The organism is Pseudomonas sp. xss_4, assembly GCF_043104125.1.
GTDB classification, from domain to species: domain Bacteria; phylum Pseudomonadota; class Gammaproteobacteria; order Pseudomonadales; family Pseudomonadaceae; genus Aquipseudomonas; species Aquipseudomonas parafulva_B.
Map to the genome: position 1 here is coordinate 38404 of NZ_JBICKJ010000038.1, position 24089 is coordinate 62492.

The window sequence follows — 24089 nt, forward strand, 5'->3', positions numbered from 1 at the left end:
ATGATACGTACACGGGCCTAGCAATGCCACCTGCAGAAAGTCACGCGCCTACGTTGAATACGTGCTTCAAATAGGCCACGAAATTTTCATCCCGGCACTGCGTCTTGCCTGGGCTGTCCGAAATCTTGGCCACCGGTGCACCGTTGCAGGCCGTCATCTTGATCACCATGTTCATCGGCTCGACCCCCGGGATGTCGCAGGTCAGGCGCGTCCCGATGCCAAAGCTCACGTTGATGCGCTCGTGCAGCGCGCGGTAAAGCCCAAGCGCCTTCGGCATGTCCAGGCCGTCCGAGAAGATCAGGGTCTTGGTCTTCGGGTCGATACCGAGCCGGTGGTAGTGCGCGATGGCTTTCTCCGCCCAGGCCAGCGGGTCGCCCGAGTCGTGGCGCAGGCCGTCGAAGAGCTTGGCGAAATAGAGGTCGAAGTCCCCAAGGAAGGCATCCATGGTGATGCAGTCGGTCAGCGCGATACCGAGCAGGCCGCGATACTCGCGCACCCAGCACTCCAAGGCTGCAGCCTGGCTGTCCACCAGGCGAGGACCCAGCTGCTGGTGGGCCATGAACCATTCGTGGGCCATGGTACCAATTGGCCGTAGCTCGTATTCCCGGGCCAGGTGCACGTTGCTGGTGCCGACGAAGCGGCCTGGGAAATCGCGCTTGAGGATGTGCACCACCTCTTCCTGCACCCGATAGGAGAAGCGTCGACGAGTGCCGAAATCCGCCAGCTGAAAGCCCGCCAATTCATCACTGCTGGCCTGGGCCTTGAGCCAGTCGAGGTTGCGGTACAACTGTTCGCGTACCTGCTCGATCACCACCTCCCGGTAGCGGTAACGGTTGCGGACTTCGCTGATGATCGCCAGCAACGGGATTTCGTACAGGATGACGTGCAACCAGGGGCCGCGTACGCGTATCGCAAGCTGGCCGGCGTCGTCCAGGCCAACATGCACGTAGCGCAAGTTGAAGCGGAACAGGCTAAGAAAGCGAATGAAGTCAGGCTTGATGAAGGGAATCTTCTCAAGGTAAGCAAGCTGATCCTGGGTGACGGTGACTTCGGCGAGTTGCTCGACCTGGTAGCGGATTTCTGCGAGATACGGGGCCAGGTTCTCACCGTTGCGGCAGCGAAATTCCCACTCCACCTCGGCATTGGGGTAGTTGTGCAGCACCGCCTGCATCATGGTGATCTTGTAGAAGTCGGTGTCCAGCAAGTTCTGAACGATACGGGGGCCAAATACGCTGTCACTCATGCTGCTTGCTCCTGGATCAGGGCCAGTTGATGGTCGAGGGCCGACTCGTCGCCGCATAGCTTCACACCGTCGGCAGCCAGGGCGCCGCAGGCCTCTATCGCACCGGCCTGGCTCAGGGCGCGGCAGGCCGGTAGGTACAGCAGCACCTCGAACCCGGCCTGGCGCAATTGTCGGGCAGTGGTGCGCACGCAGTAGTCCAGTGCGAGCCCGCCAACGATCACAGCACCCACCTGATGCACCTTGAGGTATTCGATGACGCCGGTGGAGCGGCGCTCGGCCAAGTCGTGGTAGCAGGCACCATAGGGATGCAGGTCGGGCTCCACGCCTTTCCACACGAAATAGTCGTACTCGATGGGGGCAGGCAGGCCTGGCAGCAGCTCGAAACCGGGAGTGCCAGGGACGCAATGGCTGACCCAAGTGAGGTCCGCGTTGGCCAGGGTCAGCGGCTGCAGCATCTGCGTGGCTTGGGCCACTACCCACGCGGCATTGGCGGGATGCGCATCCTTGCTGCCCAGTCGCAGGTCGGCCCGCTGTGCCATGACGTTGAGGTCTGGTGCGATTTCATGACCCTCGGGGACTGGGAGTTCCTGGGGCGCATGGCACGTGAAGCCTATTTGTGCGTCGACATCGAAGCTGGCGATTTTCATGGAGGTTCTCCTCGCTGGAATGGCTACATAATCCACCTGGTGTTGTATATGTGTCAAGCATCCATTATCTGGACGTTACGGCCGATTTACTTATTCGCTCTGGTGAACTATAAAAGGCTTCGGTCAAGGAGTTACGAGTGAGTACAGCTGAAGTCCTGGCAAGCGTCGACATCGTCGCGCTGCGCCTGCCGCCCGGCAGCGAGCACCTACAGGTGCTTTTGCATCGCCGTGAGCGAGAACCGCATCAGGGCCAATGGGCACTGCCTGGGGTGATCATCAATGGGCGCACGCCTGATACCAGCCTCCAGAGCGCAGCCCATCGCGCCTTGAGCGAAAAAGCGCGCGTACAGCCACACTATCTGGAGCAAGTCGGCACTGAAGGCAATGCCTTTCGGGATCCGCGGGGTTGGTCATTGAGCACCTGCTATTTGGCGCTGTTGCCCGCCCGCCAGGAAGTCGAGGATGAGCAACTAGCCTTTTTCGACCTCGCCGACGTGGTAGATAGCAGGGTGCTGCTGCCATTCGATCACAACTTGTTGGCGCGCCGAGCCTGTGAGCGGCTCGCGGCCAAGTCCGTCTACAGCAGTTTGCCGTTGTACCTGCTCGACACCCGGTTCACCGTGCTCGACGCGCTGGGGGCCATGCAGGCCTGTCTGGGCCAGCCTGTAAATGCAACGTCGCTGCGCAAGCGCCTGGAGCGTTTGCGCGTGCTCGGCTGGGTCAGGGACACAGGCGAAAAGAATCAGCCACCCATGGGGCGTCCGCAGCAACTGTACCAATACATGGCGCAAGGGCAGGGGCCATTCATGTTCGACCGTAGCCTGCTGCCGGAGGGCAGTTAAGCGTCCCTTCTGGCAGATTGAGTGCGCGGGGCGGTCAACACTGACATTGAACGACTGATCAATCTCAGTGGAACGAACCGCGAATCAATGCCTCTTATCCAGAGATGGCTGGCCTGTGCCGCGGATTCCCCTGACATGAGATCGCTTCAAACCCCTCTAATCGACGACGCCTCCACACCGCTGAGCTTCCTGCTCAATGGCGGTGAGATTGGCCGTCTGCTCCAAACGATGAACTGGGAGAATTCGCCACTTGGGACGCCGCATGGCTGGTCCCCGCACCTTCAGGCCGCCATGGCCACATTGCTGCCAGCACAGACCCAGGTCGTGTTGTTCTGGGGCCCGGATTATGTCGCGCTGTACAACGATGCCTATGCGCCCACTATTGGTCATAAGCACCCGCAAGCCCTCGGGCGCCCGGCGCGCGAGCACTGGGCCGAACTGTGGGACGACCTCGAACCGTTGCTGCGCGGTGTGCGTGAAACAGGACAGACGTTTTCGGCTAAGGACCGTCCCTTCTACATTGAGCGCCGAGGGCACGGTGAGACAGTGTATTTCGACGTGTCGTATTCCGCCGTGCGCGAGGCTGATGCAAGCGTCGGCGGGGTCTTGTGCCTGGTCACCGAGACCACGGACCGGGTGCGTTTCCACCAGCGCCAGGCGTTTCTCCTGGAGTTGAGCCGTACATTGCCTGGGCTGGGTGATGCCGCACGTATCGAGTCGTATGCCGTTCAGCGCCTGGCCCAGGAGTTGGGCGCAGCCAGGGTCTGCTTCGGTGAAGACAAAGGCGACGGTGTCGGTTTTAAAGTCAGCCATGATTGGTCCGATGGCGTGGCGTCCTTGGTGGGCACCCATTCGTACATGACGTTTGGCGCCGACCTGTATGAGCAATTGAGCGATGGCAGGACCGTTCAGCACAGGTACGAACAGCCTGAGCCTTGTCTGGCGGGCATAAGCACCGCCTTGCATGCCCCTGTGCTACGGGGTGGGCGACTCGAAGCAGTGTTAGGCGTTCATTTCAGCGATGCGCGAGGGTGCTTCGAGGAGGACTGTCAGCTTGTGGAGGAAACCGCCAAGCAAGTGTGGGCTGCAATCCTCCATGCTCGTGCCGAGCAGGCGTTGCACTTGCTGAACCAGAGCCTTGAGGAGCGGGTTGCCACGGCGCTGGCCCAGCGCGAATCAGTCATGATGCAACTGCACGAAGCCCACAAGATGGAGATGATCGGGCAATTGACCGGCGGTATCGCCCACGACCTCAACAACATGCTCACGCCGATCATTGGGTCGTTCGAGCTGCTGCGCCGGCATCCACACGCCGAGCGCGCGCCCCGGCTGATCGACGGGGGCCTGCAGGCAGCAGAACGGGCGCGCAATCTGGTCGCTCGCCTGCTCAGCTTTGCACGCCGTCAGACACTCAAACCGCAACCGGTGTCCTTGGCAGCCCTGGTCGAGGACATGCACGAGTTGATGGCGCGTTCGCTCGGACCCACCATTGCCGTGCATGTGAACATCGACCCGTCGTTGCCCTGCGTCGTGGTGGATCCTCACCAACTGGAACTGGCCCTGCTGAATCTGGCGGTCAATGCCCGGGATGCTATCGGCGGCGCCGGCCAGCTGCAAATCATTGCCGGTGATGACACCTACTGCCTGACACCCCTCGAGGACCTTGCGGGCAAACGTCTGGTATGGATTCAGGTCAGGGACAATGGCTGCGGCATGGACGATGAACAGCTCAGGCGGTGCATCGAACCCTTCTTTTCTACCAAGGAGGTGGGCAAGGGGACTGGCCTGGGCTTGCCTATGGTCCAGGGCTTGGCGGTTCAATCCGGCGGAGGGTTCGAGATCCAGTCCACGCCAGGGAAAGGCACCCAGGCGACATTATGGCTGCCGGCCAGCGATGCATTGCCCACCCATCGCGATGCCGAGGCTTGCGATGGACCTGTGGCCGAGCGTCCCAGCCGGGTGTTGTTGGTAGACGATGAAGAGATCGTGCGTCACGCAACGGCTTTGCAATTGCGCGACCTGGGCTATGAGGTGACCGAAGCGCCAAGTGCCGTGGCCGCTTTGCGCTTGGTGGAAAAGGGGTGGCTGCCTGATGTGTTGGTGACCGACCACGTCATGCCGGAGATGACCGGTGTACGCTTTGCCCAGCAAATGCGCCAGCATCACAGCGAGCTGCCGGTGCTGATCATCACGGGCTATGCCAATTTGACGCCGCGCCAGCTAAGCGGTTTCGAAGTGCTGCGCAAGCCTTATCGACGCGCCGAACTCGCCCAGAGCGTGGCGCGCCTGCTGGCCGGAACTGCCCTTAACCGAGGCTGAAACGCAAGCTTTAGCCCGCTTGCACGCTGCATGTCCTATCCGTTTCGGACAAGGCCGTCGGTGCCTGTTGCGGCAGGTACAGGGTGAAGGTCGTGCCCTTGCCCTCGACACTGCTGACCTTGATATCCCCCCCGGACTGCTTGGCGAAACCGAATACCTGGGACAACCCCAGCCCAGTGCCTTGCCCGGCGGGTTTGGTGGTGAAAAAAGGGTCGAATATCCGCTCGAACAGCTCCGTGCTGATGCCAACTCCCGTGTCGGTGACGGAAATCGCGGCATACGCGCACGGATCGGGAACCTCATCGCGGCTGACCGGCAGGTGCTGGTGGGCTTGCAGGCGCACGCGTACAGTGCCCACACCGGCCATAGCATCGCGGGCATTGAGCATCAGGTTGATAACCGCCGTTTCCAGTTGGCTGATGTCGGCGCGCACGTGACACGGCGAAGCAGGCAAGTTCAGCTCGACATCAATGCTCGCGCCTGCTGCGGTATCGAACAGGTCGGCCATGGCTGCCAGCCGTGCCGCTGCGTCGAACACCTGCGGATTCAAGGCCTGGCGCCGTGCGAAGGCCAACAGTTGACCGGTCAACTTGGAGCCGCGCTCGACCGTCTCGACCATGGTGCGTAGATAGCGCATGCGCCGATCGTCGTCCAGGCCCGGACGCTGCAAGAAATGCAGCGAGGCATGGATGATGGTCAATATGTTGTTGAAATCGTGCGCCACACCCCCTGTAAGCTGGCCGATGGCCTCAAGCTTCTGGGCCTGACGCAGTTCCGCTTCGGTGTGCAGCAGTTGCGTGGTGCGGGTCTGCACACGTTGCTCCAGGCTGGAGTTGAGCGCCTCGAGCGCGAGCAAGGCGGCCTGCGTCTCGCCCGTGGATTGGGCATGCTGGATATGCGCCCAACTGCGTTCGGTCACGTCACCGAGCAAGACCCGCTCGTATTCGGTCCACGCGCGCGCTGACGCGCTGTTGACCGCCATCAAGGCGGTGAGCCTTGCGCCTTTTATCAGCGGCACGCAGCACGTGGCATTGATCCCAAGGGCTGCAAATACAGCCGCCTCGGACTCGGGAAGTGCCTGCCTGCAATCATCGAGCGCCAATGTCAGACCGCTGCGCAGTCGTTCGTTCACCTGCTTGCCGAAAGCTCCCAGGCGATGCTCTCCGATCAACGAGGGGCTCGCGTCGGTCACCGCTTCGCCACAGACCGTGAAGGTGTCATCGTCTGCTTGCATGACCGCATAGATACAGCTTGATAGCCCAAGGTGCTCAGCGAGCAGGCGCGTGGTCGTTGCCAGAATCTCCTCAGGGTCTACCGCTTGTGCCACTGCCCGGCCGAGGGTGTCCAGAAACGCCAGGCGTTGGTTACCCAGCACGGTGGCCGTGGTTTCGGTGACGGTATCGAGCATTCCAAGCACATTGCCATGCAGGTCACGAATTGGGCTGTAGCAGAACGTGAAATAGGCACGCTCCGGCCCGTTGTTACGGTCGATGACCAAGGGGAAGTCCTGGATGTAGACCGCTTCGCCTTCGAGGGCCCTGTCGGCCATGCAGCGGATATCGTCCCATGCTTCCTGCCAGACCTCTGCAAACGGTACCCCCAGCGCCACCGGCTTGCGCCCTAGAATCGGGAGAAAGGCATCGTTGTGGAAGGTCAGCAGATCGGGCCCCCACAGCACAGCCTGTGGAAAATGCGAGCCCAGGCACAGCGCCAAGGTGGTCTTGAGGGTATCGGGCCAGTTTTCCAGCGGACCCAACGAGGTGCACGTCCAGTCATGCCCAAGAATGCGGTCGGCCATCACGCCGCCGCCTGCTAGCCACTTCGCCATCTGCTCTGCCGGTCATTGAAACAGGGTGCTCTAGGGTGCACCCTGAAGGCACAATTGGCGAGCGTTTTATGGCGCTTGGCCAGTCAGCGAATGAAGTGCACCTTGCCCACGTCATCGTTGCCGGTGTAAATCCCGTAGACACCGGCCTGACGCTCGAGAATGTAACGCTCGAGAATCTGCCGGATGGCGGGGTAGTAGATGTCATCCCACGGGATCTGCTCTGGTTCGAAAAACCGATAGGCCAGGGTTTCCGGTCCATACTGGCCCGTTTCCTCGGTGACGAAGGCGCGGAAGATGATGTAGACCTCGCTGATCTTCGGCACGCTGAAAATGGAGTAGGGGCAGACGATCTCCGCCCGTACGCCGCTTTCCTCCCACACTTCGCGCAGCGCCGCCTGTTCGGTGGTCTCGCCGGCTTCCATGAAGCCTGCCGGCAGCGTCCAGGTGCCGGGGCGAGGGGGGATGGCGCGTTGGCACAGCAGGTATTTGCCGTCGCGCTCAATGATGCAACCGGCAATGATCTTCGGATTGATGTAATGAATGTAGCCGCAGCTGGCGCAGTGCAGCCGTTCATGGGTGTCCCCCGCAGGTGTGCCCTGGGCCAGCGTCGTGGTGCAATGAGGGCAGTAGCGGGGAGCACTGGGCATGATCAGCGACCTATGCGAGGTTCCTTGAGGGCCAGGGGAGCGACGATCTCGCGAACCTTGGCGTTGTCGTCTTGTTTCTGGCGCAGATAGTCCAGTGCAACCTTGGCGGCGGCACGCACGTGATCGACCGAGGCCTGGTGAGCTACCAGGGGGTCGCCGCTTTTGATGGCCTCGACCATTTTTTCCATTTCCAGGTTGCTGGCACCACGGCGGTTGGCCTGGGATACCGATGTGGCACGCAGGTAGCTGATGCGCGCCTGCAACTGACGAAGCTGCTGCGCCGCGACCTGGTTGCCCGAACCCTCGAGCAGCACGTCATAGAACCCTTGCACCGACTCGAGCACCTGCTGCAGCTCACCTTCTTCCAACGCCTCACGGTTGACGTCCAGGGCTCGTTCCAGCGCGCGGATGTCCTTGGCCTTGGCATTGAGCGTGAACAGCTGCACGATCAGGCCTTCGAGTACGCAGCGCAACTCATAGATGTCGCGTGCATCTTCAAGGGTGATGATCGCAACACGGGGGCCCTTGGCGTCGGCGAACTCCACCAGGCCTTCGGACTCCAGGTGGCGCAGGGCTTCACGCACGGACGTGCGGCTGACGCCAAGGCGGTCGCACAGATCGCGCTCCACCAGGCGGTCGCCTGGGAGCAGGTGGAAGTTCATGATCGCGCCGCGCAGTTTGTCGAGCACGATTTCGCGCAGGGTGACGGGGTTGCGATTGACCTTGAAGCTGTCGTCCAGTGGCTGGCGTTTCATCGAGTGCGCTCTGAATGAGGCTGCCCGGCCACGACCGTAACGGGGCACCACGACCCTGGGTGCTCCTTGCGTGGGTACGAACAGCCCGGTGTTAACGGGTGGACTCCGCGTCGGCCTCGGCGAACGCTTCCCGGGCCAGGCGGAAACTGTCCACCGCCGCCGGGACGCCGCAATAAATGCCGACCTGGAGCAGAATCTCGCGTACTTGCTCGCGGCTCAGGCCGTTGCGCAAGGCGCCGCGGATGTGCAGCTTGAGCTCGTGCGGCCGGTTGAGTGCCGAAATCATGGCCAAGTTTATCATGCTGCGCTCTTTGAGCGACAAGCCTTCGCGGCCCCAGACATGGCCCCAGCAGTACTCGGTCACCAGCTCCTGCAGAGGCTGGGTGAATGCGTCGGCATTCTGGATCGACCGGTTAACATAGTCTTCGCCCAGGACCTGTGTGCGAATCTGCAGACCTTTTTCGTACTTTTCATTGCTCATGTACGCTACTCCGGAATAAAACAGGGGCGCTAAGGAGAGTTAGAGGCCAGCGCGCCCCTGAAAAAGTCGCGCCTCAGCCCAGTGGGGGCAGGGCGCCCAGCTTACCCTTGTGGTACACCATGGGCGTCATCGGGTCGGCGGGCAACACCAGGTTTTTAACGGCGCCCACAATGATTGCATGGTCGCCGCCGTCGTACTCTCGCCACAGCTCGCATTCGATGATCGCCGTGGCGTTGTCCAGCAGCGGGTTGCCCAAGGCGCTCAAGTGCCACTGTACGCCTTTGGCCTTGTCCTTGCCTTTGCCCGCGAAGGCGTAGGCTTCGGCCGTCTGGCCTGCCGACAGCAGGTGAATGGCGAACTGCTTGCTGTCGCGCAGGATCGGGTAGGTGTCGGAGGCGTAGTTGGGGCAGAACAGCACCAGCGCCGGGTCGATCGACAGCGCGCTGAAGGCACTGGCAGTGATGCCGACGATGCCACCCTCGGCGTCCAGGGTGGTGACGACCGTCACCCCGGACGGGAAGGAGCCCATCACGTCTTTGTAGATGCCAGGTTCGATCATCGGTGTTACCTCTTAGCGCATCACGAAGGGGTCGGGCATGGGGGCGGTGGACAGGTTGATCCACACGGTTTTCAGCTCGGTGTAGGCCAGCACGGAGTCGATGCCGCTTTCGCGTCCGTAGCCGCTGTTCTTGAAGCCGCCGATGGGCGCCATGGCAGATACGGCGCGGTAGGTGTTGACCCAGATGATCCCCGAACGCACGTCGCGCGCCAGGCGGTGGGCTCGACCCAAATCGCGGGTCCAGATACCGGCGGCCAGGCCGAACTGTGAATCGTTGGCAATGGCCAGCGCCTCTTGCTCGGTCTTGAAGCGAATGACGGCCGCCACCGGTCCAAACACCTCTTCCTGCATGATGCTCATCGAGTTGCTGTCGCATTCGAACAGCGTTGGCTCGTAGAACCAGCCCTCGCCGTCGACCTGGGCCCGTTTACCGCCCAGGTGCAGCTTGGCGCCTTCGGCCTTGGCCGCGGCGACCAGTTGTTCGACCACGGCCAACTGCTGTGCAGTGGCCATCGGGCCCATCTCGCTGGCATCGTCCTGGGGGTTGCCAATGTGAATGCGCTGGGCACGCTCGATCAGGCGCTTGACGAACTCGTCGAAGATTTCATCCTGCACCAGCAGACGTGACCCGGCCACGCAGCTTTGTCCGGACGCTGCATAGATCCCCGCCACGGCACCGTTGATGGCGCTGTCGAGGTCGGCGTCTGCAAAAATGATGTTCGGCGACTTGCCGCCGAGTTCCAGCGACAGCTTGGCGAAGTTCTCGGCGCTGCTGCGCACCACATGGCGAGCGGTGGCCGCACCGCCTGTGAAGGCGATCTTGCGCACCAGCGGGTGACGGGTAAGCGCCGCGCCGGTGCTCGGGCCGTAGCCTGTGACCACGTTGACAACGCCAGCCGGAAACCCTGCTTCCAACGCCAGGCGGGCCAGCTCCAGAATGGTCGCCGAGGCATGCTCGGAGGGCTTGAGCACGATGGTATTGCCAGCGGCCAGGGCCGGCGCCAGTTTGATCGCCGTCAGGTACAGCGGGCTGTTCCACGGGATGATCCCGGCGACCACACCGATAGGTTCGTGCACGGTGTAGGCGAACAGATCCGGCTTGTCCAAGGGCAGCGTGCCGCCTTCAAGCTTATCGGCCAGGCCTGCGGTGTAATGGAAGAACTCTGGCAGGTAACCCACCTGACCGCGGGTTTCGCGGATCAGCTTGCCGTTGTCACGGCTTTCCAGCTGGGCCAGGTGTTCCTTGTTCTCGGCGATCAGGTCCCCGAGACGGCGCAACAGCTTGCCACGGGCTGTGGCGGTGATGCCCCGCCAAGCCTGGCTTTCGAATGCCCGCTGCGCGGCTTGAACCGCCAGTTCCACGTCGGCTTCGCCTGCGTCCGGCAGCTGCGCCCAGGGCTGTGCGGTGGCCGGGTTCAGGCTGTCGAAGGTCTTGGCGCTTTGCGCATCGCACCATTGGCCGTCGATGCACATCTGAAAACGAACGAGGCTCATGCCACAATCCCCTTGGCTGATTCGGTCAGGCTGCGGGCTTTGGCGAGAAAATCCAGCAGCATCTTGTTCACTTCGCGCGGTGCCTCCACCGGCATCATATGCCGCTGCTCGGCCAGCACCACACTGTGCGCACCCGGAATACGGGCGGCGAGCTGGCGGGCCATGGCCGGCGTCGAGCCGGTATCGAGCTCTCCCGTGGCGATCAGCGTCGGCACCTGGATGCTGCCCAGGTCACCTGCGCGGTACATGTCCTGGGTGGCAAACAACGAATAGGTGGTGTGATAACCCTGTGGGTCGTTGCTGGCCAGCACTTGACGGATGGCAGCCACCTGGGCGGGGTTCGCCGCCTTGTACTCGCGGCTGAACCAGCGGTCCAGTGCCGCCTCGACATTGGCGTCCGGGCCCAGTTCTGCTGCCTGAGCGGCACGGGCAATAACCCCGGCGCTCTGTTCGGGGCTGCGGTTGAAGACGCTGTTGAGCACCACCAGGGCAGCGATGCGCTGGGGGTAGTGCAGGGCGAAGGCACGTGCGACCAGGCCGCCCATGGAGAAACCGACGACGATGGCCTGGCTCAGTTGCAGGTGATCGAGTACCTCGGCCAACTGGGCGGCATAGCCTTCGAGGCCGACGTCGGCCGGGGGCAAGGCACTCTGGCCGTGGCCGAGCATGTCATAGGCGATGACGCGGTAGTCGTTGGCCAGGCCAACGATCTGACCGCCCCACATTTCCTTGTTCAGGCCCACGCCGTGAATGAGTACCACGGGTTGACCCTGACCGACGGACAGGTAACTGGTGCCGGCGGGGGTGCGTTCAGCGACGGGCTGAATCATGGAGGGCGCTCCTTTGAGGTCGGGCGTGACGAAGTGATCGCCACACCCAGGCCCGGCTTAGTTGTTGTTATTGAGCGTTGGCCTTCTCGGCCGCCAGTTCTTCCAGGTCGATGTAGCGGTTACCAATGCGTGGGTGCAGGCGGCCGCCATCGGCAGCGCCAAGGACCACCACGATTTCATCGGCGCGAGGTGCATCCTCGATCTGCATTTCCAGGGTGATGTAGTGCGAACGCAGGCCTTCGTCGTCTTTTTGCATCATCGGAATCTGGATCGACGTGCCAGGACCGCCGCGCTTGTTGGTAAAGCTCAGGTAGCTTTTGGCCTGCACGGCTTCGCGGTAGTGGTTGCCGAAGCGCAGGGTATGGATGACGGCCGATGCGTGTTCGATTTCACCGTCAGCGCCCACCACTGCCGCCTTGCCGTAGGCCTCGATCTTGTCGGCACCACCGATGGCGGCGGTCAGTCGCTCGACCATCAGCGCGCCGAGTTCCGAGCAATGCGCGCGGATTTCGGGCTTGAGGTCGTCGACGAAGCCACGGCCAGCCCAAGGGTTCTTGATGACCACCGCCAGGCCCACCATGGTGACCGGCGTGTCAGTGGCTTTGCCACCTTCGATCCGGGTCTCTTCGGAGTAGGTGACGATCTTGCGAATTTCAAAACTCATGGGGGGCTCCTGTACGGTGTGATCAGATCTTGTTGTCTGATGGTATACCATAATATTTGTTCTGCAAGCACTGCGTGGCGTTTTCTCATCCCACCGAGACGAAAGGTGTGCTGATGTGCAGGTCTGCACCGCATCTGTATCGAGCGCGCGGGGGCGGTACCTGTATTTGGGCTGAAAAAAACCCGCTCGCGCATGGCCAGACGACCCGCGCGAGCGGGCATGCCCCGCAAAGAATCAGGTAAAGGGAATTCAGGTGAATGCCGGGATCACTTCCTTGATGAACAGCTCCAGCGATTTTTTCTTCTCGGCGTGGGGCAAGCTGTTGTCACACCAGAAGCTGAATTCATCGACGCCCAGTTCCTGGTAGTACTTGATGCGCGCGATGATTTCTTCCGCAGTGCCGATCATGGTGTTCTTGCGGATGTTCTCCAGCTCGAATGCAGGCACTTCGGCGAACTTCGCTTCAGGGCTGGGCTCCAGGAAACCATTGACCGGCGTGGTCTTGTTGCCGAACCAGGCATCGAACGTGCGGTAGAAACGCGAGATGGCGCTGGCGCCGACCTTCCAGCCGTCCGGCTCTTGCGGGCTGTGTACGTGGGTGTGACGCAATACCATCAGTTGTGGGCGCGGCACGTCGGGGTTGTTGTCCAAGGCGGCTTGGAACTTGTTGCGAAGGTCCAGCACTTCCTCGTCGCCCTTCATCAGCGGCGTCACCATCACGTTGCAGCCATTGGCCACGGCGAAGTTATGCGAGTCAGGGTCACGGGCCGCGATCCACATGGGTGGAGTGGCATTGAACGGCTTGGGAACACTGGTGGAGGTCGGGAACTTGTACACCTCGCCTTCATGGGCGTAGTCACCCTCCCACAGCTTGCGTACCACAGGCACCATTTCGCGCAGCGCCTTGCCGCCATCGGTGGCTGGCATGCCATTGGCCATGCGATCGAATTCGAATTGATAGGCGCCACGGGCCAGGCCCACTTCCATGCGCCCGTTGCTGATCACATCGAGCAAAGCGCATTCGCCGGCGACGCGGATCGGGTTCCAGAACGGGGCGATGATGGTGCCAGCGCCCAGGCGGATCTTCTCGGTACGCGCCGCCAGATAAGCCAGCAATGGCATGGGGCTTGGCGAAATGGTGTATTCCATGGCGTGATGTTCGCCGATCCACACGGTGCTGAAACCGCCGTCTTCGGCCATCAAGGTCAGTTCGGTGAGGTCTTCGAACAACTGGCGGTGGCTGACCTGTTCATCCCAACGTTCCATGTGCACGAACAACGAAAATTTCATGGGGCATTCCTCGGACTGGGTAGTGTCACCCGGCGTACAGCCGGGTATCGCAGCGGACAGCGCAATGCTTTGCGCCAAGTGCGTTCAGGGGGGGCAGAGGTCAGGCGAGTGCAGGCAGGCTGGCCATCTTCCCGCGGCAGTACACCATCGGCAGCGGCGCTTGCTCCGGCACGATCAGGTTGTGCACTTTGCCCACCATGATTGCGTGATCGCCCCCTTCGTATTCGCGCCACAGCTCACATTCGATCACGGCGGTAGCACCGGCGAGAATGGGGTTGCCCAGCGCGCTCAACGACCACTCGATGCCGGCGGCCTTGTCCTTGCCCTTCTTGGCGAAGGCGTAGGCCTCGGCCTGCTGATTGCCGGACAACAGATGAATGGCGAAGCGTTTGTGCTTGATCAGCACCGGGTAGGAGTCGGAGGTGTAGTTGGGGCAGAACAGCACCAGGGGAGGGTCCATCGACAGGGATGAGAAGGCGCTGGCGGTCAAGCCAACGACTGAGCCGTCGTCGTCCAGGGTGGTGATGACGGTAACGCCGGAGGGGAAGGAACCCAGGACGTTCTTGTAGACGGTTGCGTCGATCATCTGATGTACCTCTTAAAGCTGCGGTGGGCCGCGTTTTTTATCGTTGATGTGTCTGATGGTATACCGTAATACCTTTTTTGCAAGCACATTTTTCGACTTGGCCAACCCTGCGATGAATGGTCCAAAGCCGCGCATTTCAAGGCCTATAGGCCCAAGCTGACGGTTTGCGGTAGCCGCTGAATCGGATCAGCTGACATTTTGAAATGCGGATCAGTATTGTCAAAACCTTGGAATACCATAATATGGTCTTCAGCTGAGAGGCCGCCTAGATGCGGTTTCCTTACAACGATAAAAACGACCTTTCGAGCTAAAAACCATGTCCCAACCGTCGTCGCAACATCAGTTTGTCGAGAATCACACGGTCGATTACGTTCCACCTGCCGAGCGCCATGGGAAGGCGCGCGACCTGTTTACCCTCTGGTTCAGCACCAACATTGCGCCACTGCCCATCGTCACCGGCGCCATGGTGATCCAGGTGTTCCACCTGAACCTGTTGTGGGGGTTGATCGCCATCGTCATGGGGCACTTGCTGGGAGGCGTGGTGATTGCCTTGGCCTCTGCACAGGGGCCGCAGCTGGGCATCCCGCAGATGGTGCAGAGCCGGGGCCAGTTCGGACGCTACGGCGCGCTGCTGATCGTTTTCTTCACCGCGCTGATCTACGTGGGCTTCTTCATTTCCAACATCGTGCTGGCAGGCAAGACGATCCACGGCATCGCACCCACGGTCCCCATGCCCGGCGCGATCGTGATCGGCGCCTTGAGCGCCACTGCCATCGGCGTCGTGGGCTACCGTTTCATCCACATTCTGAACCGCATCGGCACCTGGGTGATGGGCTCGGCGTTGCTGGCTGGGTTCATCATGATGTTCATGCAGGTACTGCCGGGCGACTTCTTCAGCCGTGGTGCCTTCAACCTGTCCGGGTTCATCGCCACCGTGTCGCTGGGCACGATCTGGCAGATCAGCTTCTCGCCGTACACCTCCGACTATTCGCGCTACTTGCCGCGTGAGGTGGGGATCGCCCGTCCATTCTGGGCGACCTACTTCGGCGCCACCTTGGGCACCATCCTGTGCTTCAGCTTCGGGGCAGTGGCCGTGCTGTGCGTGCCCGAAGACACCGATGCCATGGATGCCGTCAAACAGGCCACCGGCTGGCTCGGGCCGATCCTGATGGTGCTGTTCCTGCTCAACATCATCAGTCATAACGCCCTGAACCTGTACGGCGCCGTGCTTTCGATCGTGACGGCAATCCAGACATTCTTTGCCCAGTGGACGCCGAGCATCAAGGTGCGTGTGGTGCTGGCCAGCGTCATCCTCGTGGCCTGCGCACTGGTGGCGCTCAATGCTTCGGCCGACTTCATCGGCCAGTTCATCGGGCTGATCCTGGCGCTTCTGCTGGTGCTGGTACCCTGGGCATCGATCAACCTGGTCGACTTCTACTTGATCAAGAAAGGCCAGTACGACATCGCCTCGATCTTCAGCGCCGATGGCGGCATCTATGGCCGCTTCAACCACCACGCGATCATTGCCTATGCCTGCGGCATCCTGGTGCAATTGCCATTCGCCAACACGGCGCTGTATGTCGGCCCGTACTCGAACATCGTCGAAGGGGCCGATCTGTCGTGGCTGTTCGGTTTGTTGGTAACGGTGCCGCTATACTACTGCCTGGCAACCCGTGGCAAGGCAGCGCAGAACGTGGGGCGGGTGGTCAGCGTCAGCAAGTGAGCCAGTGGCCTCACGTTGAGGGGCCGCTGGTCGGCCCCTCTCTCAGGATCACACCTTGAATTGCGCAACCATGGCATTGAGGTCTACCGCCAGGCGTGACAGATCCTGCGCTGCTGCGCTGGTCTGGTTGGCCCCGGCCGAGGTCTGCATTGACAGATCACGGATGTTGACCAGGTTGCGATCCACTTCTCGGGCCACCTGAGCCTGCTCCTCCGAGGCGCTTGCGATCACCAGGTTACGCTGGTTGATCGAGGCGATGGCTTCGGCGATGACCTCAAGCGCGCGCCCTGCACCTTGGGCCACCTCCAACGTACCGGCCGCCCGACCCTGACTGCTGGACATCGCCGTCACGGCGCGTTCGGTGCCGTTCTGGATGCCCGCGATCATCTGTTCGATTTCCGCAGTCGATTGTTGAGTGCGGTGGGCGAGGGCGCGCACTTCGTCGGCCACCACCGCGAACCCTCGGCCCGCTTCACCTGCCCGCGCCGCTTCAATGGCGGCGTTAAGTGCCAGGAGATTGGTCTGCCCTGCGATAGCGCCGATCACGTCCAGCACCCGGGTAATTTCACTGGCGCTGTTGGCCAGCTGCTGCACCTGCGCCGAAGTGCCGGTAACTTCGGCTACCAACTGCTCGATGGATTGCAATGCCTGGTTGACCTGGTCACGGCCGTCGCGGGTCGTGCGGTCTGCGTCTTTGGAAACATCGGCCGTGCTCACGGCATTGCTGGCAACTTCTTCCACGGCGACGGTCATCTGGTTGACGGCCGTGGCAGCCTGGTCGATTTCGGCGCTTTGCTGGTGCAGGCCACGGCTGGTGTCTTCGGTCACGGTGTGCAGCTCTTCGGAGGCCGATGCCAGTTGGTCCGACGAGGCCGCAATGCGGGCAATGGTCTGGCGCAGGTTGGCTTGCATTCGGGCCAAGGCCTGCAGCAGCAAGGCGGGCTCGTCGCGGCCCTCAGCCTGGATGGGCTGGGTCAGGTCACCGGCCGCCACGCGCTCTGCGGCGGTAACGGCTTGGGCTAGCGGCACGATGATGCTGCGTGTGAGCAGGTAGGCGATCATCACCAGTGCCAACAGGATCACAACCAGTGCCGTGATAATGGCCACCAATGCCTCATCGGCCACGTCGCTGCTCAGTTGGGATGCAGCTTCTGCGCCTTTGGCGTTGAAGGCGATGAGTGTGGACATGGCTTGCATCATCGTTTCGGCACGTGCCGTCAGCGGGCCGTTGATCAGCTGGCGAGCCCTGTCCATGCGCCCGGCCGAAAGCTCGGCCAGGACCGTTTCCTGGAGCTCGTGGTAATGCTGGTAGGCGCTGCGAGCGGTTTCGAACAGCCCGCGGTCTTCGTTGGACACGATGGTGGCCACATAGGCCTCGAAGCCTTCATCCAATTCGCGTTCGATACTCTGGATCGTACTCAGGTAGCGGGTGCGCTCGCTGGCATTCTCTTCCAATGCACTGCGCAGGGTGAGGGCGCGAGTACGGCCCAGGTTGCTGTTGATTGCACTGAGCGACATGACGGTGGGCATCCAGGTCAGGCGGATTTCATCCGTGGACTCATCCATCTGCTGTGTTTCATACAGGGCGACAAGCCCCATGGTCAGGATCAGCATGCCCAACAAGGCAAACACGCAGGCTGCGCGAATGCCGATCTTCATGTTCCTGAAATGCATCGAAAGCTCCTAGGGATGGCGTGCAGGGGGCGAGGCGCGTTGGCGCAAGCCACTCGGGACGGCGCCAGGCTCTGTAGATGCTAAGGGGCGGGAGGGAGAGTGCGGTGGACTTGAACGCGCGGATGATGACATAAAGCCATTATTGTAGGACAGTCATGCAATGTAACGAGATGAGAGTGCCGGTGCCCCTGCACTGGGTTCTTGAAGCGGCCTCTCACCGTCCACTTTGCTGACGCCGATACGCCCCCGGCTGTACGCCCACGGCCTTGGCGAAGGCACGCGTGAACGCCGCTACCGATTGATACCCCGCCTGAGCACCTACCTGTTCGACCGTATGGCCGGCGCGCAGCAACTGGCTGGCATGGCGCATGCGCAGTGCCAACAGCACTTGGCCGGGTGACTGCCCGGCCAGCTCGCTGAAACGCTTGAAGAACGCCGACCGCGACAAGCCCGTGCACGCCGCCATGCGTTCCAGCGTCCAGATGGCCCCAGGCGCCTTGATCAACTGTTCGAGCAAGTCCGCAAACACTGGCTGGCGGGCAAGGGCGATCAGCCCACCCAGCGGCTGAGCGCCATGCACCTGTTGGCGCAGGGCATACAGGAACAACAGGTGCGTCAGTCGCTCCAGCAAGACTTGAGAGGGCCCGACGGCGCGCCGGCATTCTTCCAGAATCAGATCGAACAAGGCGCGTGCAGCGCTACCTGCGGGGTCCTCGGCGCGCAGGATGATCAGATCGGACATTGCGTCGATGATCAGCGCCGAAAGGCCGCTGCTGAAATGGAAGAACCCACAGACCAGGCCCACCCCATCGCTCGCCTCGGCATCAAGGGGCTGCATGGGCTGGCGCGGTTGGGCGCAGGCCTGCGCGGCATCGGCTTCGCTGGCAAGCCGATAGCTCACATCACGCAGCAGGAACACGGCATCGCCGCGCTCCAGGCGCACCGGCTGCTCGAGGGTCTCTGCGTGCAGCCAACAGCCGCCTTGCACGACCAGGTGAAAACTGGCGTGGCCCATGCCGTGGGTGCTGGCGTGCCAGCCTCCACAGTAACGGCCGACATGAAACAGGCTGGCGTCTAGCTCGAGGCTTTCTAATAACCGCTCGACGAGATGGCTGGACGAAATCATCTAAGGCAAACACTCAGGAGCAAGTAAAAACGACTGATGAATATGGAGCGTGCTTCTTATAACCAACAGACTGTACTGATACACGGCAAAGGAGAGTACCCCATGTCCTCGCGCATTACCCTACACGACCTGCAGACCGCACCAGAGGCGGCCAAGCCGTTCCTCGAAAACGCCCAGAAGAACTCGGGCTTCATCCCCAACCTGCTGCGTGTCCTGGCCAACGCCCCAGCCGCGCTGGAAACCTATGTCACCGTTTCGGCGTTGAACGGCAAGTCGGAGCTGACCTTGGCCGAGCGCGAAGTGGTGCAGTTGATCGCCGCCACCCAGCACGGTTGCGACTTCTGCGTGGCGGGCCATACGGCAGTGGCCCTGAACAAAGCCAAGCTGCCCCACGAAGTGGTCGACGCCCTGCGCGCGCGCGGCGAGCTTCCCGACGCGCGATACGAAACCCTGGCGGCGTTTGCCCGCGAAGTCATCGCCACCCGCGGCGATGTGAGCCCGGCGACTTACCAGGCTTTTCGCGACGCTGGCTTCACCGAGGGCAATGCGCTGGAAGTGATTCTGGGGGTCAGCCTCGCAACCCTGTGCAACTTTGCTAATGTGTTCGCCCAGACGCCGCTCAACGATGAGCTGGGTAAGTATCGCTGGCAACAGCCGTCTGCTTAGGACGCAGGCAACCCGCCGCACTGCGGTCGGTACTGGAACGGCCATTGGCCGTGAACGGGTCGCCAGGCGCCCGCGGCGTTTCAAAAGGAGCAAGAAAACATGCAAGAGTGCGCATTTCGACAGTGGCTGGATGCCAATGCCGAAGCCATCGACCGTGGCCAGTGCGAGCCACAACAGGTGCTGTCCCAGATAGCGCAGTCGCAATTGTTGCGCGTTGGCATCGACCCTGCCCTGGGCGGTTCAGGTGGCCAGATCACCGACGCGGTGGAGGCCATCGCAACCATTGCCAGCCGTTCACTGGCCACGGCCTTCGTGTGCTGGGGGCAGCGGGCCTTCATCGAATACCTGCTGCAGAGCCCCAATACCGGGCTGCGCGAACGGCTGCTGCCTGCGCTGTTGAGCGGTGAGCTGGCCGGCGCCACGGGCTTGTCCAACGCCATGAAGTTTCTTTCGGGTATCGAGACGCTACAGGTGCGCGGTCGGCCCCAGGAGGATGGCTGGGATTTGGAAGGGCGGTTGCACTGGGTGACCAACCTGCGCAAGAGCGGCTTCGTTGTAGCCGCTGCCATCGAGGATGACGCCGGTGGCGCCCCCTTCGTGCTGGCCATTCCGTCCGATGCACAAGGTCTTGAGCGCTCTGACGACCTGCAACTGATGGGCTTGCAGTCGAGTAACACCGCTGCGCTGGCCTTCCACCAGGTGCAATTGTCGCGTGACTGGTTGCTGCACGACAACGCCCGCCAATTCCTGCCCCGTGTCCGGCCGGCTTTCCTGGGGCTGCAGTGCGGCATGGCCATCGGCCTGGCGCGCAGGGCGCTGGAAGAAGTCCAGGGTCACCTGCACGGGCGCGCTTCGTTCCTGGATGAAGCCAGGCAGGTACTCAGTGCTCGCCTGGAGAACACCGTGAGTGAGCTCAAGCAAGGGCTGCTCGATGAGCGCTTCAGGGAGCAGCCGGCAGCGCTGTTCAAATTGCGCATCACCCTGGCCGAGTGCGCCGCCGATGCCGTGCAGCTTGAGCTACAGGCCAGCGGCGGCAAAGCTTACCTGTGCGAATATGGCGAAGGCTTCGCGCGGCGCTGGCGTGAGTCAGCCTTCGTGCCCATCGTCACGCCCAGCCTGGTGCAACTGCGCGCTGAACTTCATCGCCAGGCAGCATCGGCATGACCCACGTTGTGCTACAAGCCAAGGACATCAGCCTGGGCTACCCCCGTGCCGAGGGCTGGCAGCAGGTACTGGCCCGGTTCGACCTGCAACTGGCCCCAGGCGAGGTGGTGAGCATCCTGGGCCCCAGCGGTGTCGGCAAGTCCAGCCTGCTGCGCGTGCTTGCGGGCCTTCAGCAACCCCAAGGCGGGCACGTAATGTTGCACGGCCAGCCGCTGCAGGGCCCGCATCCGCGCCTGGCGGTGGCCTTTCAGGACCCAAGCCTGCTGCCTTGGCTGAGCCTGGAGAAGAATGTCGCCTTCGGCCTGGACTTCGCCCGCCAGCCAACGCTTGCCGCAGACGAGCGTCGGGCACGCGTCGACCATGCCATTGCTGCCGTAGGCCTGGACCATGCACGCAACCAGTATCCGGCCCAGCTCTCCGGCGGCATGGCCCAGCGCACGGCATTGGCCCGTTGCCTGGCGCGCCAGCCAGAAGTGCTGCTGCTCGACGAGCCGTTCGGCGCGCTGGACGAGGTGACCCGCGCCGACATGCAGCAACTGCTGCTGCAATTGATCGCCACGCACAACACCGCGGCGGTCCTGATTACACATGACATCGACGAAGCCCTGCTGTTGTCCGACCGCGTATTGCTACTGGGCGACCACCCAGCGCACACGCTCGGGCAATGGCTCGTCGACCTGCCGCAACCCCGGACGCAGCAGGTCGAGGCATTGGGCGCCTTGCGCATCGAGATTCTCAAAACCCTTCGGCGGGCAAGCCGCACAGTCGAACCCCAACCCACCCCCTTGTCCTCGGAGGCTGTCCATGTGCATGGATGACTGCTGCGCCGCTTCTTCGCGTCGCGATTTTCTCAAGATGAGCGCACTGCTGACCGCAGCGGGCGCATTGCCGCTGCTGTCCAGCTTACAGGCACGCGCCGCCGCCGAACCCGATGCGCCTGTGCGCATCGGTTATCTCCCCATCACCGATGCCACCCCGCTGCTGGTGGCGCACAACAATGGCCTGTTCGAGGCCGAAGGCATCAAAGCCGAACGGCCGGTCTTGCTGCGCAGTTGGGCACAGGTGATCGAAGCGTTCATTTCCGGGCAGGTCAACGTCATCCATCTGTTGTCCCCGATGACGGTATGGGCGCGTTACGCAAGCAAGGTGCCGGCCAAAGTGGTGGCCTGGAACCATGTGGGCGGCTCGGGGCTGACGGTGGCGCCAGATATTACCGACATGAAACAGCTCGGTGGCAAGACCGTGGCCATTCCGTTCTGGTATTCGATTCATAACGTTGTGCTGCAACAGATGCTCGCGGACAGTGGCCTGACCGCCGTGTCCAAACCCGCCACAGCAGCGCTTGCCGCCAACGAAGTGAACCTGCTGGTGCTGCCTCCCTCGGACATGCCCCCGGCCCTGGCCAGCAAGCGCATCGCCGGCTACATCGTCGCCGAACCGTTCAACGCCTTGGCCGAAAACCTCAAGGTCGGGCGCGTGCAGCGCTTCACCGGGGACGTCTGGCGCAACCACGCCTGCTGCGTGGTGTTCATGCATGAACACGACCTGAACAACCGGCCGGACTGGTCGCAGAAGGTGGTCAACGCCATCGTCAAGGCCCAGCAATGGACCCGCGAGCACCGGGCCGAGGCGGCTGCTTTGCTGTCCAAGGCAGGCCCTAACAAGTACACCCCACACGACCCCGCGGTGTTGACCAAGGTGCTGGCACCTGCTGCCAGCGACCGTGCCGACTACATCGCCACCGGTGCCATACAACACCAGCAGTGGGATGAGAAACGCATCGACTTCCAGCCTTATCCGTACCCCAGCTACACCCAGGAGCTCGTCACGCGGCTCAAGCGCACCTTGATCGAAGGCAACAACGCGTTTCTCGCCGACCTGGACCCGGCACACGTGGCCGGTGACCTGGTAGACGACCGTTTTGTGCGCAATGCCATCGCCAGCGTCGGGGGGCCTTCGGTCTTCGGTATTGCCGACACCTTCGAGCGCAGCGAGGAGTTCGCGGTCTGATGCGCAAGCATGTGGTGCATGCCAGCCTGGGGCTGGCCGGGTTGCTGGGGTTGCTGCTGGTCTGGTGGGCAGGGGTGGCAGCCTTCGGCCAGCCCGATGGCCTGTCGGCACGCTTCTCGCCCTCGGCCACCTTTACCAGCCTGATCGAGCTGCTTGGGCAAGGCGAGGTGTACGGACATATCTGGGTCAGCCTCAAACGCATCCTGATCGGTTTGCTGCTGGCGCTGCTGATCGGTGTGCCCCTTGGGCTGCTGGTGGGCAGCTACCGGCACCTGGAGGCGGCGACTACCCCTGCGTTCCAGTTCCTGCGCATGATCTCGCCGCTGTCGTGGATGCCGGTCGTGGTGATGCTGATGGGGGTGGGCGATCAGCCCATCTACTTCCTGCTGGCGTTCGCTGCGCTGTGGCCGATCCTGCTCAATACCGCTGCCGGGGTGCGGCAACTGGACCCGCGCTGGCTGCAGCTCAGCCGAAGCCTGAGCGCCACCCGTTGGGAAACCCTGTGCAAGGTGATTGTCCCCGGCGTGATCGGGCACGTGCTCACAGGGGTACGGCTGGCCATCGGCATTTTGTGGATCGTGCTGGTGCCCTGCGAGATGCTCGGGGTGAGCGCAGGCTTGGGATACTTCATTCTCGATACACGCGACCGCCTGGCCTATTCCGAGCTGATGGCCATGGTGCTGCTGATCGGGGTGCTGGGCTTTGCCCTGGATGCGCTGGCCCGCGGCCTGCATCGCCGTTGGGTGCATGCCTGAGTGCGGACGACCTGCGCCTTGTCACGGGCGCAGGAGCAGGGGAGTCAATGTACCGTCAGCCGTTGCTGCACGCAGGCCTGGGCCTGAAGGGCTAGCTCATCCAGATGCTCGTCCCGACGCTGTTCGGCCTCGATCATGGCGTCTTCGCCGTGCTGGTTCAGCAGATAGGTGTGGATTTGCATGACTTCGGTCGTCTGGTAGATAGGCGCGATGTCCAAGCGCCCGATCAGGGCATCACCGCCTTGCCCGGTACTGCTCATCAGTACCTGTGGGCCGTTGGCCGAGACCGCTTGCATGCCCATGACTTCGAACCACGGCACCTGGTGGGCAAAGGCATTCAGTTCAATGTAGCGGTACTGAGCCTGCAGGTCGGCCAGCAAGGCGCGCGCGATCCCCTGGCGGCGGTGCGTGGGCGCTACAGCGAGAAATGCCAGGGCACAGGCCTGGTCGTCGTTGTCGGCTGGCAATGCCAGAGCAAAGCCCAGTAACTGGTCCGGGGCATCGGCATCGAGTGCCAGGGTCAGGGCAACGCGCAGCCCGCGGGTACCATCGAGTGCTTGCAGATACTGGTGCACCTCCATGCCTACACCGTACTGGTACAAGGGGTACAACGGGTTATCAGGCGTAATGGCGACACTGCTCAGCTCACCCACTTCGTGGATGACCAGTTCACGGATCTGGTTCTGGAACGACTCGGGGGGCACGCTGGACAGGCGGCTCAGGATGTACATCGACAAACAGGCTCCGGCGAATGGAATACAGCCCGCAACATGAGTGCGCGGGCTG

23 protein-coding genes are annotated in these 24089 nt (G+C 62.2%); 8 read left to right on the forward strand and 15 right to left on the reverse strand.

Translation table 11 applies throughout. From position 1 onward, the window contains the following. Nucleotides 1-40: 40 nt before the first annotated feature. Nucleotides 41-1243, reverse strand: a complete 1203-nt coding sequence (pncB, locus tag ACF8GB_RS07205) for a nicotinate phosphoribosyltransferase (RefSeq protein WP_058605906.1) — start codon at nt 1241-1243, stop codon at nt 41-43. Continuing rightward, nucleotides 1240-1890 carry an isochorismatase family protein gene (locus ACF8GB_RS07210; protein ID WP_196185444.1) on the reverse strand — a complete coding sequence of 217 codons (651 nt, stop codon included), beginning with the start codon at nt 1888-1890 and terminating at the stop codon, nt 1240-1242. Before ACF8GB_RS07210 ends, pncB begins: the two co-directional genes overlap by 4 nt. 137 nt (nt 1891-2027) lie before the next feature. Between ACF8GB_RS07210 and ACF8GB_RS07215 the strand changes: the two genes are divergently transcribed. Together ACF8GB_RS07215 and ACF8GB_RS07220 are read left to right on the forward strand one after the other, a co-directional pair. After that, entirely contained in the window at nt 2028-2732 is a 705-nt protein-coding gene (locus tag ACF8GB_RS07215; RefSeq protein ID WP_058605904.1) for an NUDIX domain-containing protein, read from the forward strand. Nucleotides 2733-2867: 135 nt separating this feature from the next. Then, on the forward strand, nt 2868-5051 hold the full coding sequence (locus ACF8GB_RS07220; protein ID WP_392526758.1) for a response regulator: 2184 nt from the start codon (nt 2868-2870) through the stop codon (nt 5049-5051). A 10-nt stretch (nt 5052-5061) separates the two neighbouring features. Here the strand turns inward: ACF8GB_RS07220 and ACF8GB_RS07225 are convergent, their stop codons facing one another. From ACF8GB_RS07225 to ACF8GB_RS07270, 10 genes are all read right to left on the reverse strand, one after another. Next, nucleotides 5062-6879: an ATP-binding protein gene (locus ACF8GB_RS07225; RefSeq protein ID WP_392526759.1), complete on the reverse strand. Its 1818-nt coding sequence runs from the start codon at nt 6877-6879 to the stop codon at nt 5062-5064. 83 nt (nt 6880-6962) lie between these two features. After that, nucleotides 6963-7526, reverse strand: a complete 564-nt coding sequence (locus ACF8GB_RS07230; protein ID WP_058638363.1) for an NUDIX hydrolase — start codon at nt 7524-7526, stop codon at nt 6963-6965. Between the two features lie 2 nt (nt 7527-7528). Next, nucleotides 7529-8281 carry a GntR family transcriptional regulator gene (locus ACF8GB_RS07235; RefSeq protein WP_058605900.1) on the reverse strand — a complete coding sequence of 251 codons (753 nt, stop codon included), beginning with the start codon at nt 8279-8281 and terminating at the stop codon, nt 7529-7531. Between the two features lie 91 nt (nt 8282-8372). Further along, the gene (locus ACF8GB_RS07240) at nt 8373-8762 is read right to left on the reverse strand and encodes a carboxymuconolactone decarboxylase family protein (protein WP_058638362.1); all 390 of its coding nucleotides are present in this window, start codon (nt 8760-8762) and stop codon (nt 8373-8375) included. Between the two features lie 73 nt (nt 8763-8835). Continuing rightward, on the reverse strand, nt 8836-9321 hold the full coding sequence (locus ACF8GB_RS07245; protein WP_058605899.1) for a flavin reductase family protein: 486 nt from the start codon (nt 9319-9321) through the stop codon (nt 8836-8838). Nucleotides 9322-9333: 12 nt separating this feature from the next. After that, entirely contained in the window at nt 9334-10815 is a 1482-nt protein-coding gene (locus tag ACF8GB_RS07250; protein WP_392526760.1) for an aldehyde dehydrogenase, read from the reverse strand. Beyond that, nucleotides 10812-11645, reverse strand: a complete 834-nt coding sequence (locus ACF8GB_RS07255) for an alpha/beta fold hydrolase (RefSeq protein ID WP_100851578.1) — start codon at nt 11643-11645, stop codon at nt 10812-10814. The genes ACF8GB_RS07250 and ACF8GB_RS07255 overlap by 4 nt, the downstream gene beginning before the upstream one ends. Before the next feature lie 67 nt (nt 11646-11712). Beyond that, nucleotides 11713-12309, reverse strand: a complete 597-nt coding sequence (locus tag ACF8GB_RS07260) for an amino acid synthesis family protein (RefSeq protein ID WP_058605896.1) — start codon at nt 12307-12309, stop codon at nt 11713-11715. Nucleotides 12310-12558: 249 nt separating this feature from the next. Beyond that, a complete protein-coding gene (locus tag ACF8GB_RS07265; protein ID WP_058605895.1) occupies nt 12559-13599 on the reverse strand; it encodes an LLM class flavin-dependent oxidoreductase in 1041 nt (346 codons plus the stop codon). 100 nt (nt 13600-13699) lie between these two features. Next, nucleotides 13700-14185, reverse strand: coding sequence for a flavin reductase family protein (locus ACF8GB_RS07270; RefSeq protein ID WP_023535123.1), 486 nt, complete (start codon nt 14183-14185; stop codon nt 13700-13702). Between the two features lie 316 nt (nt 14186-14501). On the opposite strand from ACF8GB_RS07270, the gene ACF8GB_RS07275 reads away from it, so the two are divergent. Further along, nucleotides 14502-15908: a cytosine permease gene (locus ACF8GB_RS07275; protein WP_196185449.1), complete on the forward strand. Its 1407-nt coding sequence runs from the start codon at nt 14502-14504 to the stop codon at nt 15906-15908. Nucleotides 15909-15956: 48 nt separating this feature from the next. Here the strand turns inward: ACF8GB_RS07275 and ACF8GB_RS07280 are convergent, their stop codons facing one another. Continuing rightward, a complete protein-coding gene (locus tag ACF8GB_RS07280) occupies nt 15957-17582 on the reverse strand; it encodes a methyl-accepting chemotaxis protein (protein WP_392526761.1) in 1626 nt (541 codons plus the stop codon). A 214-nt stretch (nt 17583-17796) separates the two neighbouring features. Continuing rightward, nucleotides 17797-18708 carry an AraC family transcriptional regulator gene (locus ACF8GB_RS07285; RefSeq protein ID WP_392526762.1) on the reverse strand — a complete coding sequence of 304 codons (912 nt, stop codon included), beginning with the start codon at nt 18706-18708 and terminating at the stop codon, nt 17797-17799. 102 nt (nt 18709-18810) lie between these two features. Here ACF8GB_RS07285 and ACF8GB_RS07290 point away from each other — a divergent pair, with 102 nt between their 5' ends. From ACF8GB_RS07290 to ACF8GB_RS07310, 5 genes are all read left to right on the forward strand, one after another. Further along, on the forward strand, nt 18811-19374 hold the full coding sequence (locus ACF8GB_RS07290) for a carboxymuconolactone decarboxylase family protein (RefSeq protein WP_023535132.1): 564 nt from the start codon (nt 18811-18813) through the stop codon (nt 19372-19374). Nucleotides 19375-19473: 99 nt separating this feature from the next. Continuing rightward, nucleotides 19474-20538, forward strand: coding sequence for an acyl-CoA dehydrogenase family protein (locus tag ACF8GB_RS07295; protein WP_058638356.1), 1065 nt, complete (start codon nt 19474-19476; stop codon nt 20536-20538). Next, a complete protein-coding gene (locus tag ACF8GB_RS07300) occupies nt 20535-21356 on the forward strand; it encodes an ABC transporter ATP-binding protein (RefSeq protein WP_145255898.1) in 822 nt (273 codons plus the stop codon). The genes ACF8GB_RS07295 and ACF8GB_RS07300 overlap by 4 nt, the downstream gene beginning before the upstream one ends. After that, on the forward strand, nt 21343-22548 hold the full coding sequence (locus ACF8GB_RS07305) for an ABC transporter substrate-binding protein (protein ID WP_058605889.1): 1206 nt from the start codon (nt 21343-21345) through the stop codon (nt 22546-22548). The genes ACF8GB_RS07300 and ACF8GB_RS07305 overlap by 14 nt, the downstream gene beginning before the upstream one ends. Next, nucleotides 22548-23303, forward strand: a complete 756-nt coding sequence (locus ACF8GB_RS07310) for an ABC transporter permease (protein WP_058638355.1) — start codon at nt 22548-22550, stop codon at nt 23301-23303. Before ACF8GB_RS07305 ends, ACF8GB_RS07310 begins: the two co-directional genes overlap by 1 nt. 44 nt (nt 23304-23347) lie before the next feature. Here ACF8GB_RS07310 and ACF8GB_RS07315 read toward each other — a convergent pair whose 3' ends face one another. Continuing rightward, complete coding sequence (locus tag ACF8GB_RS07315; protein ID WP_197844037.1) at nt 23348-24034, reverse strand: GNAT family N-acetyltransferase; 687 nt, start codon at nt 24032-24034, stop codon at nt 23348-23350. Nucleotides 24035-24089: the final 55 nt, after the last annotated feature.

What these genes read in the sequence shown, in the direction of transcription:
- ACF8GB_RS07265 (WP_058605895.1), bottom strand. Translation starts at nt 13,599, where the DNA reads ATGAAATTTTCGTTGTTCGTGCACATGGAACGTTGGGATGAACAGGTC.
- ACF8GB_RS07310 (WP_058638355.1), top strand. Translation starts at nt 22,548, where the DNA reads ATGCGCAAGCATGTGGTGCATGCCAGCCTGGGGCTGGCCGGGTTGCTG.
- ACF8GB_RS07270 (WP_023535123.1), bottom strand. Translation starts at nt 14,185, where the DNA reads ATGATCGACGCAACCGTCTACAAGAACGTCCTGGGTTCCTTCCCCTCC.
- ACF8GB_RS07295 (WP_058638356.1), top strand. Translation starts at nt 19,474, where the DNA reads ATGCAAGAGTGCGCATTTCGACAGTGGCTGGATGCCAATGCCGAAGCC.
- ACF8GB_RS07290 (WP_023535132.1), top strand. Translation starts at nt 18,811, where the DNA reads ATGTCCTCGCGCATTACCCTACACGACCTGCAGACCGCACCAGAGGCG.
- ACF8GB_RS07305 (WP_058605889.1), top strand. Translation starts at nt 21,343, where the DNA reads ATGTGCATGGATGACTGCTGCGCCGCTTCTTCGCGTCGCGATTTTCTC.
- ACF8GB_RS07210 (WP_196185444.1), bottom strand. Translation starts at nt 1,890, where the DNA reads ATGAAAATCGCCAGCTTCGATGTCGACGCACAAATAGGCTTCACGTGC.
- ACF8GB_RS07225 (WP_392526759.1), bottom strand. Translation starts at nt 6,879, where the DNA reads ATGGCGAAGTGGCTAGCAGGCGGCGGCGTGATGGCCGACCGCATTCTT.
- ACF8GB_RS07230 (WP_058638363.1), bottom strand. Translation starts at nt 7,526, where the DNA reads ATGCCCAGTGCTCCCCGCTACTGCCCTCATTGCACCACGACGCTGGCC.
- ACF8GB_RS07235 (WP_058605900.1), bottom strand. Translation starts at nt 8,281, where the DNA reads ATGAAACGCCAGCCACTGGACGACAGCTTCAAGGTCAATCGCAACCCC.
- ACF8GB_RS07280 (WP_392526761.1), bottom strand. Translation starts at nt 17,582, where the DNA reads ATGCATTTCAGGAACATGAAGATCGGCATTCGCGCAGCCTGCGTGTTT.
- ACF8GB_RS07245 (WP_058605899.1), bottom strand. Translation starts at nt 9,321, where the DNA reads ATGATCGAACCTGGCATCTACAAAGACGTGATGGGCTCCTTCCCGTCC.
- ACF8GB_RS07255 (WP_100851578.1), bottom strand. Translation starts at nt 11,645, where the DNA reads ATGATTCAGCCCGTCGCTGAACGCACCCCCGCCGGCACCAGTTACCTG.
- ACF8GB_RS07315 (WP_197844037.1), bottom strand. Translation starts at nt 24,034, where the DNA reads ATGTACATCCTGAGCCGCCTGTCCAGCGTGCCCCCCGAGTCGTTCCAG.
- ACF8GB_RS07260 (WP_058605896.1), bottom strand. Translation starts at nt 12,309, where the DNA reads ATGAGTTTTGAAATTCGCAAGATCGTCACCTACTCCGAAGAGACCCGG.
- ACF8GB_RS07250 (WP_392526760.1), bottom strand. Translation starts at nt 10,815, where the DNA reads ATGAGCCTCGTTCGTTTTCAGATGTGCATCGACGGCCAATGGTGCGAT.
- ACF8GB_RS07285 (WP_392526762.1), bottom strand. Translation starts at nt 18,708, where the DNA reads ATGATTTCGTCCAGCCATCTCGTCGAGCGGTTATTAGAAAGCCTCGAG.
- ACF8GB_RS07220 (WP_392526758.1), top strand. Translation starts at nt 2,868, where the DNA reads ATGAGATCGCTTCAAACCCCTCTAATCGACGACGCCTCCACACCGCTG.
- ACF8GB_RS07240 (WP_058638362.1), bottom strand. Translation starts at nt 8,762, where the DNA reads ATGAGCAATGAAAAGTACGAAAAAGGTCTGCAGATTCGCACACAGGTC.
- ACF8GB_RS07275 (WP_196185449.1), top strand. Translation starts at nt 14,502, where the DNA reads ATGTCCCAACCGTCGTCGCAACATCAGTTTGTCGAGAATCACACGGTC.
- ACF8GB_RS07300 (WP_145255898.1), top strand. Translation starts at nt 20,535, where the DNA reads ATGACCCACGTTGTGCTACAAGCCAAGGACATCAGCCTGGGCTACCCC.
- pncB (WP_058605906.1), bottom strand. Translation starts at nt 1,243, where the DNA reads ATGAGTGACAGCGTATTTGGCCCCCGTATCGTTCAGAACTTGCTGGAC.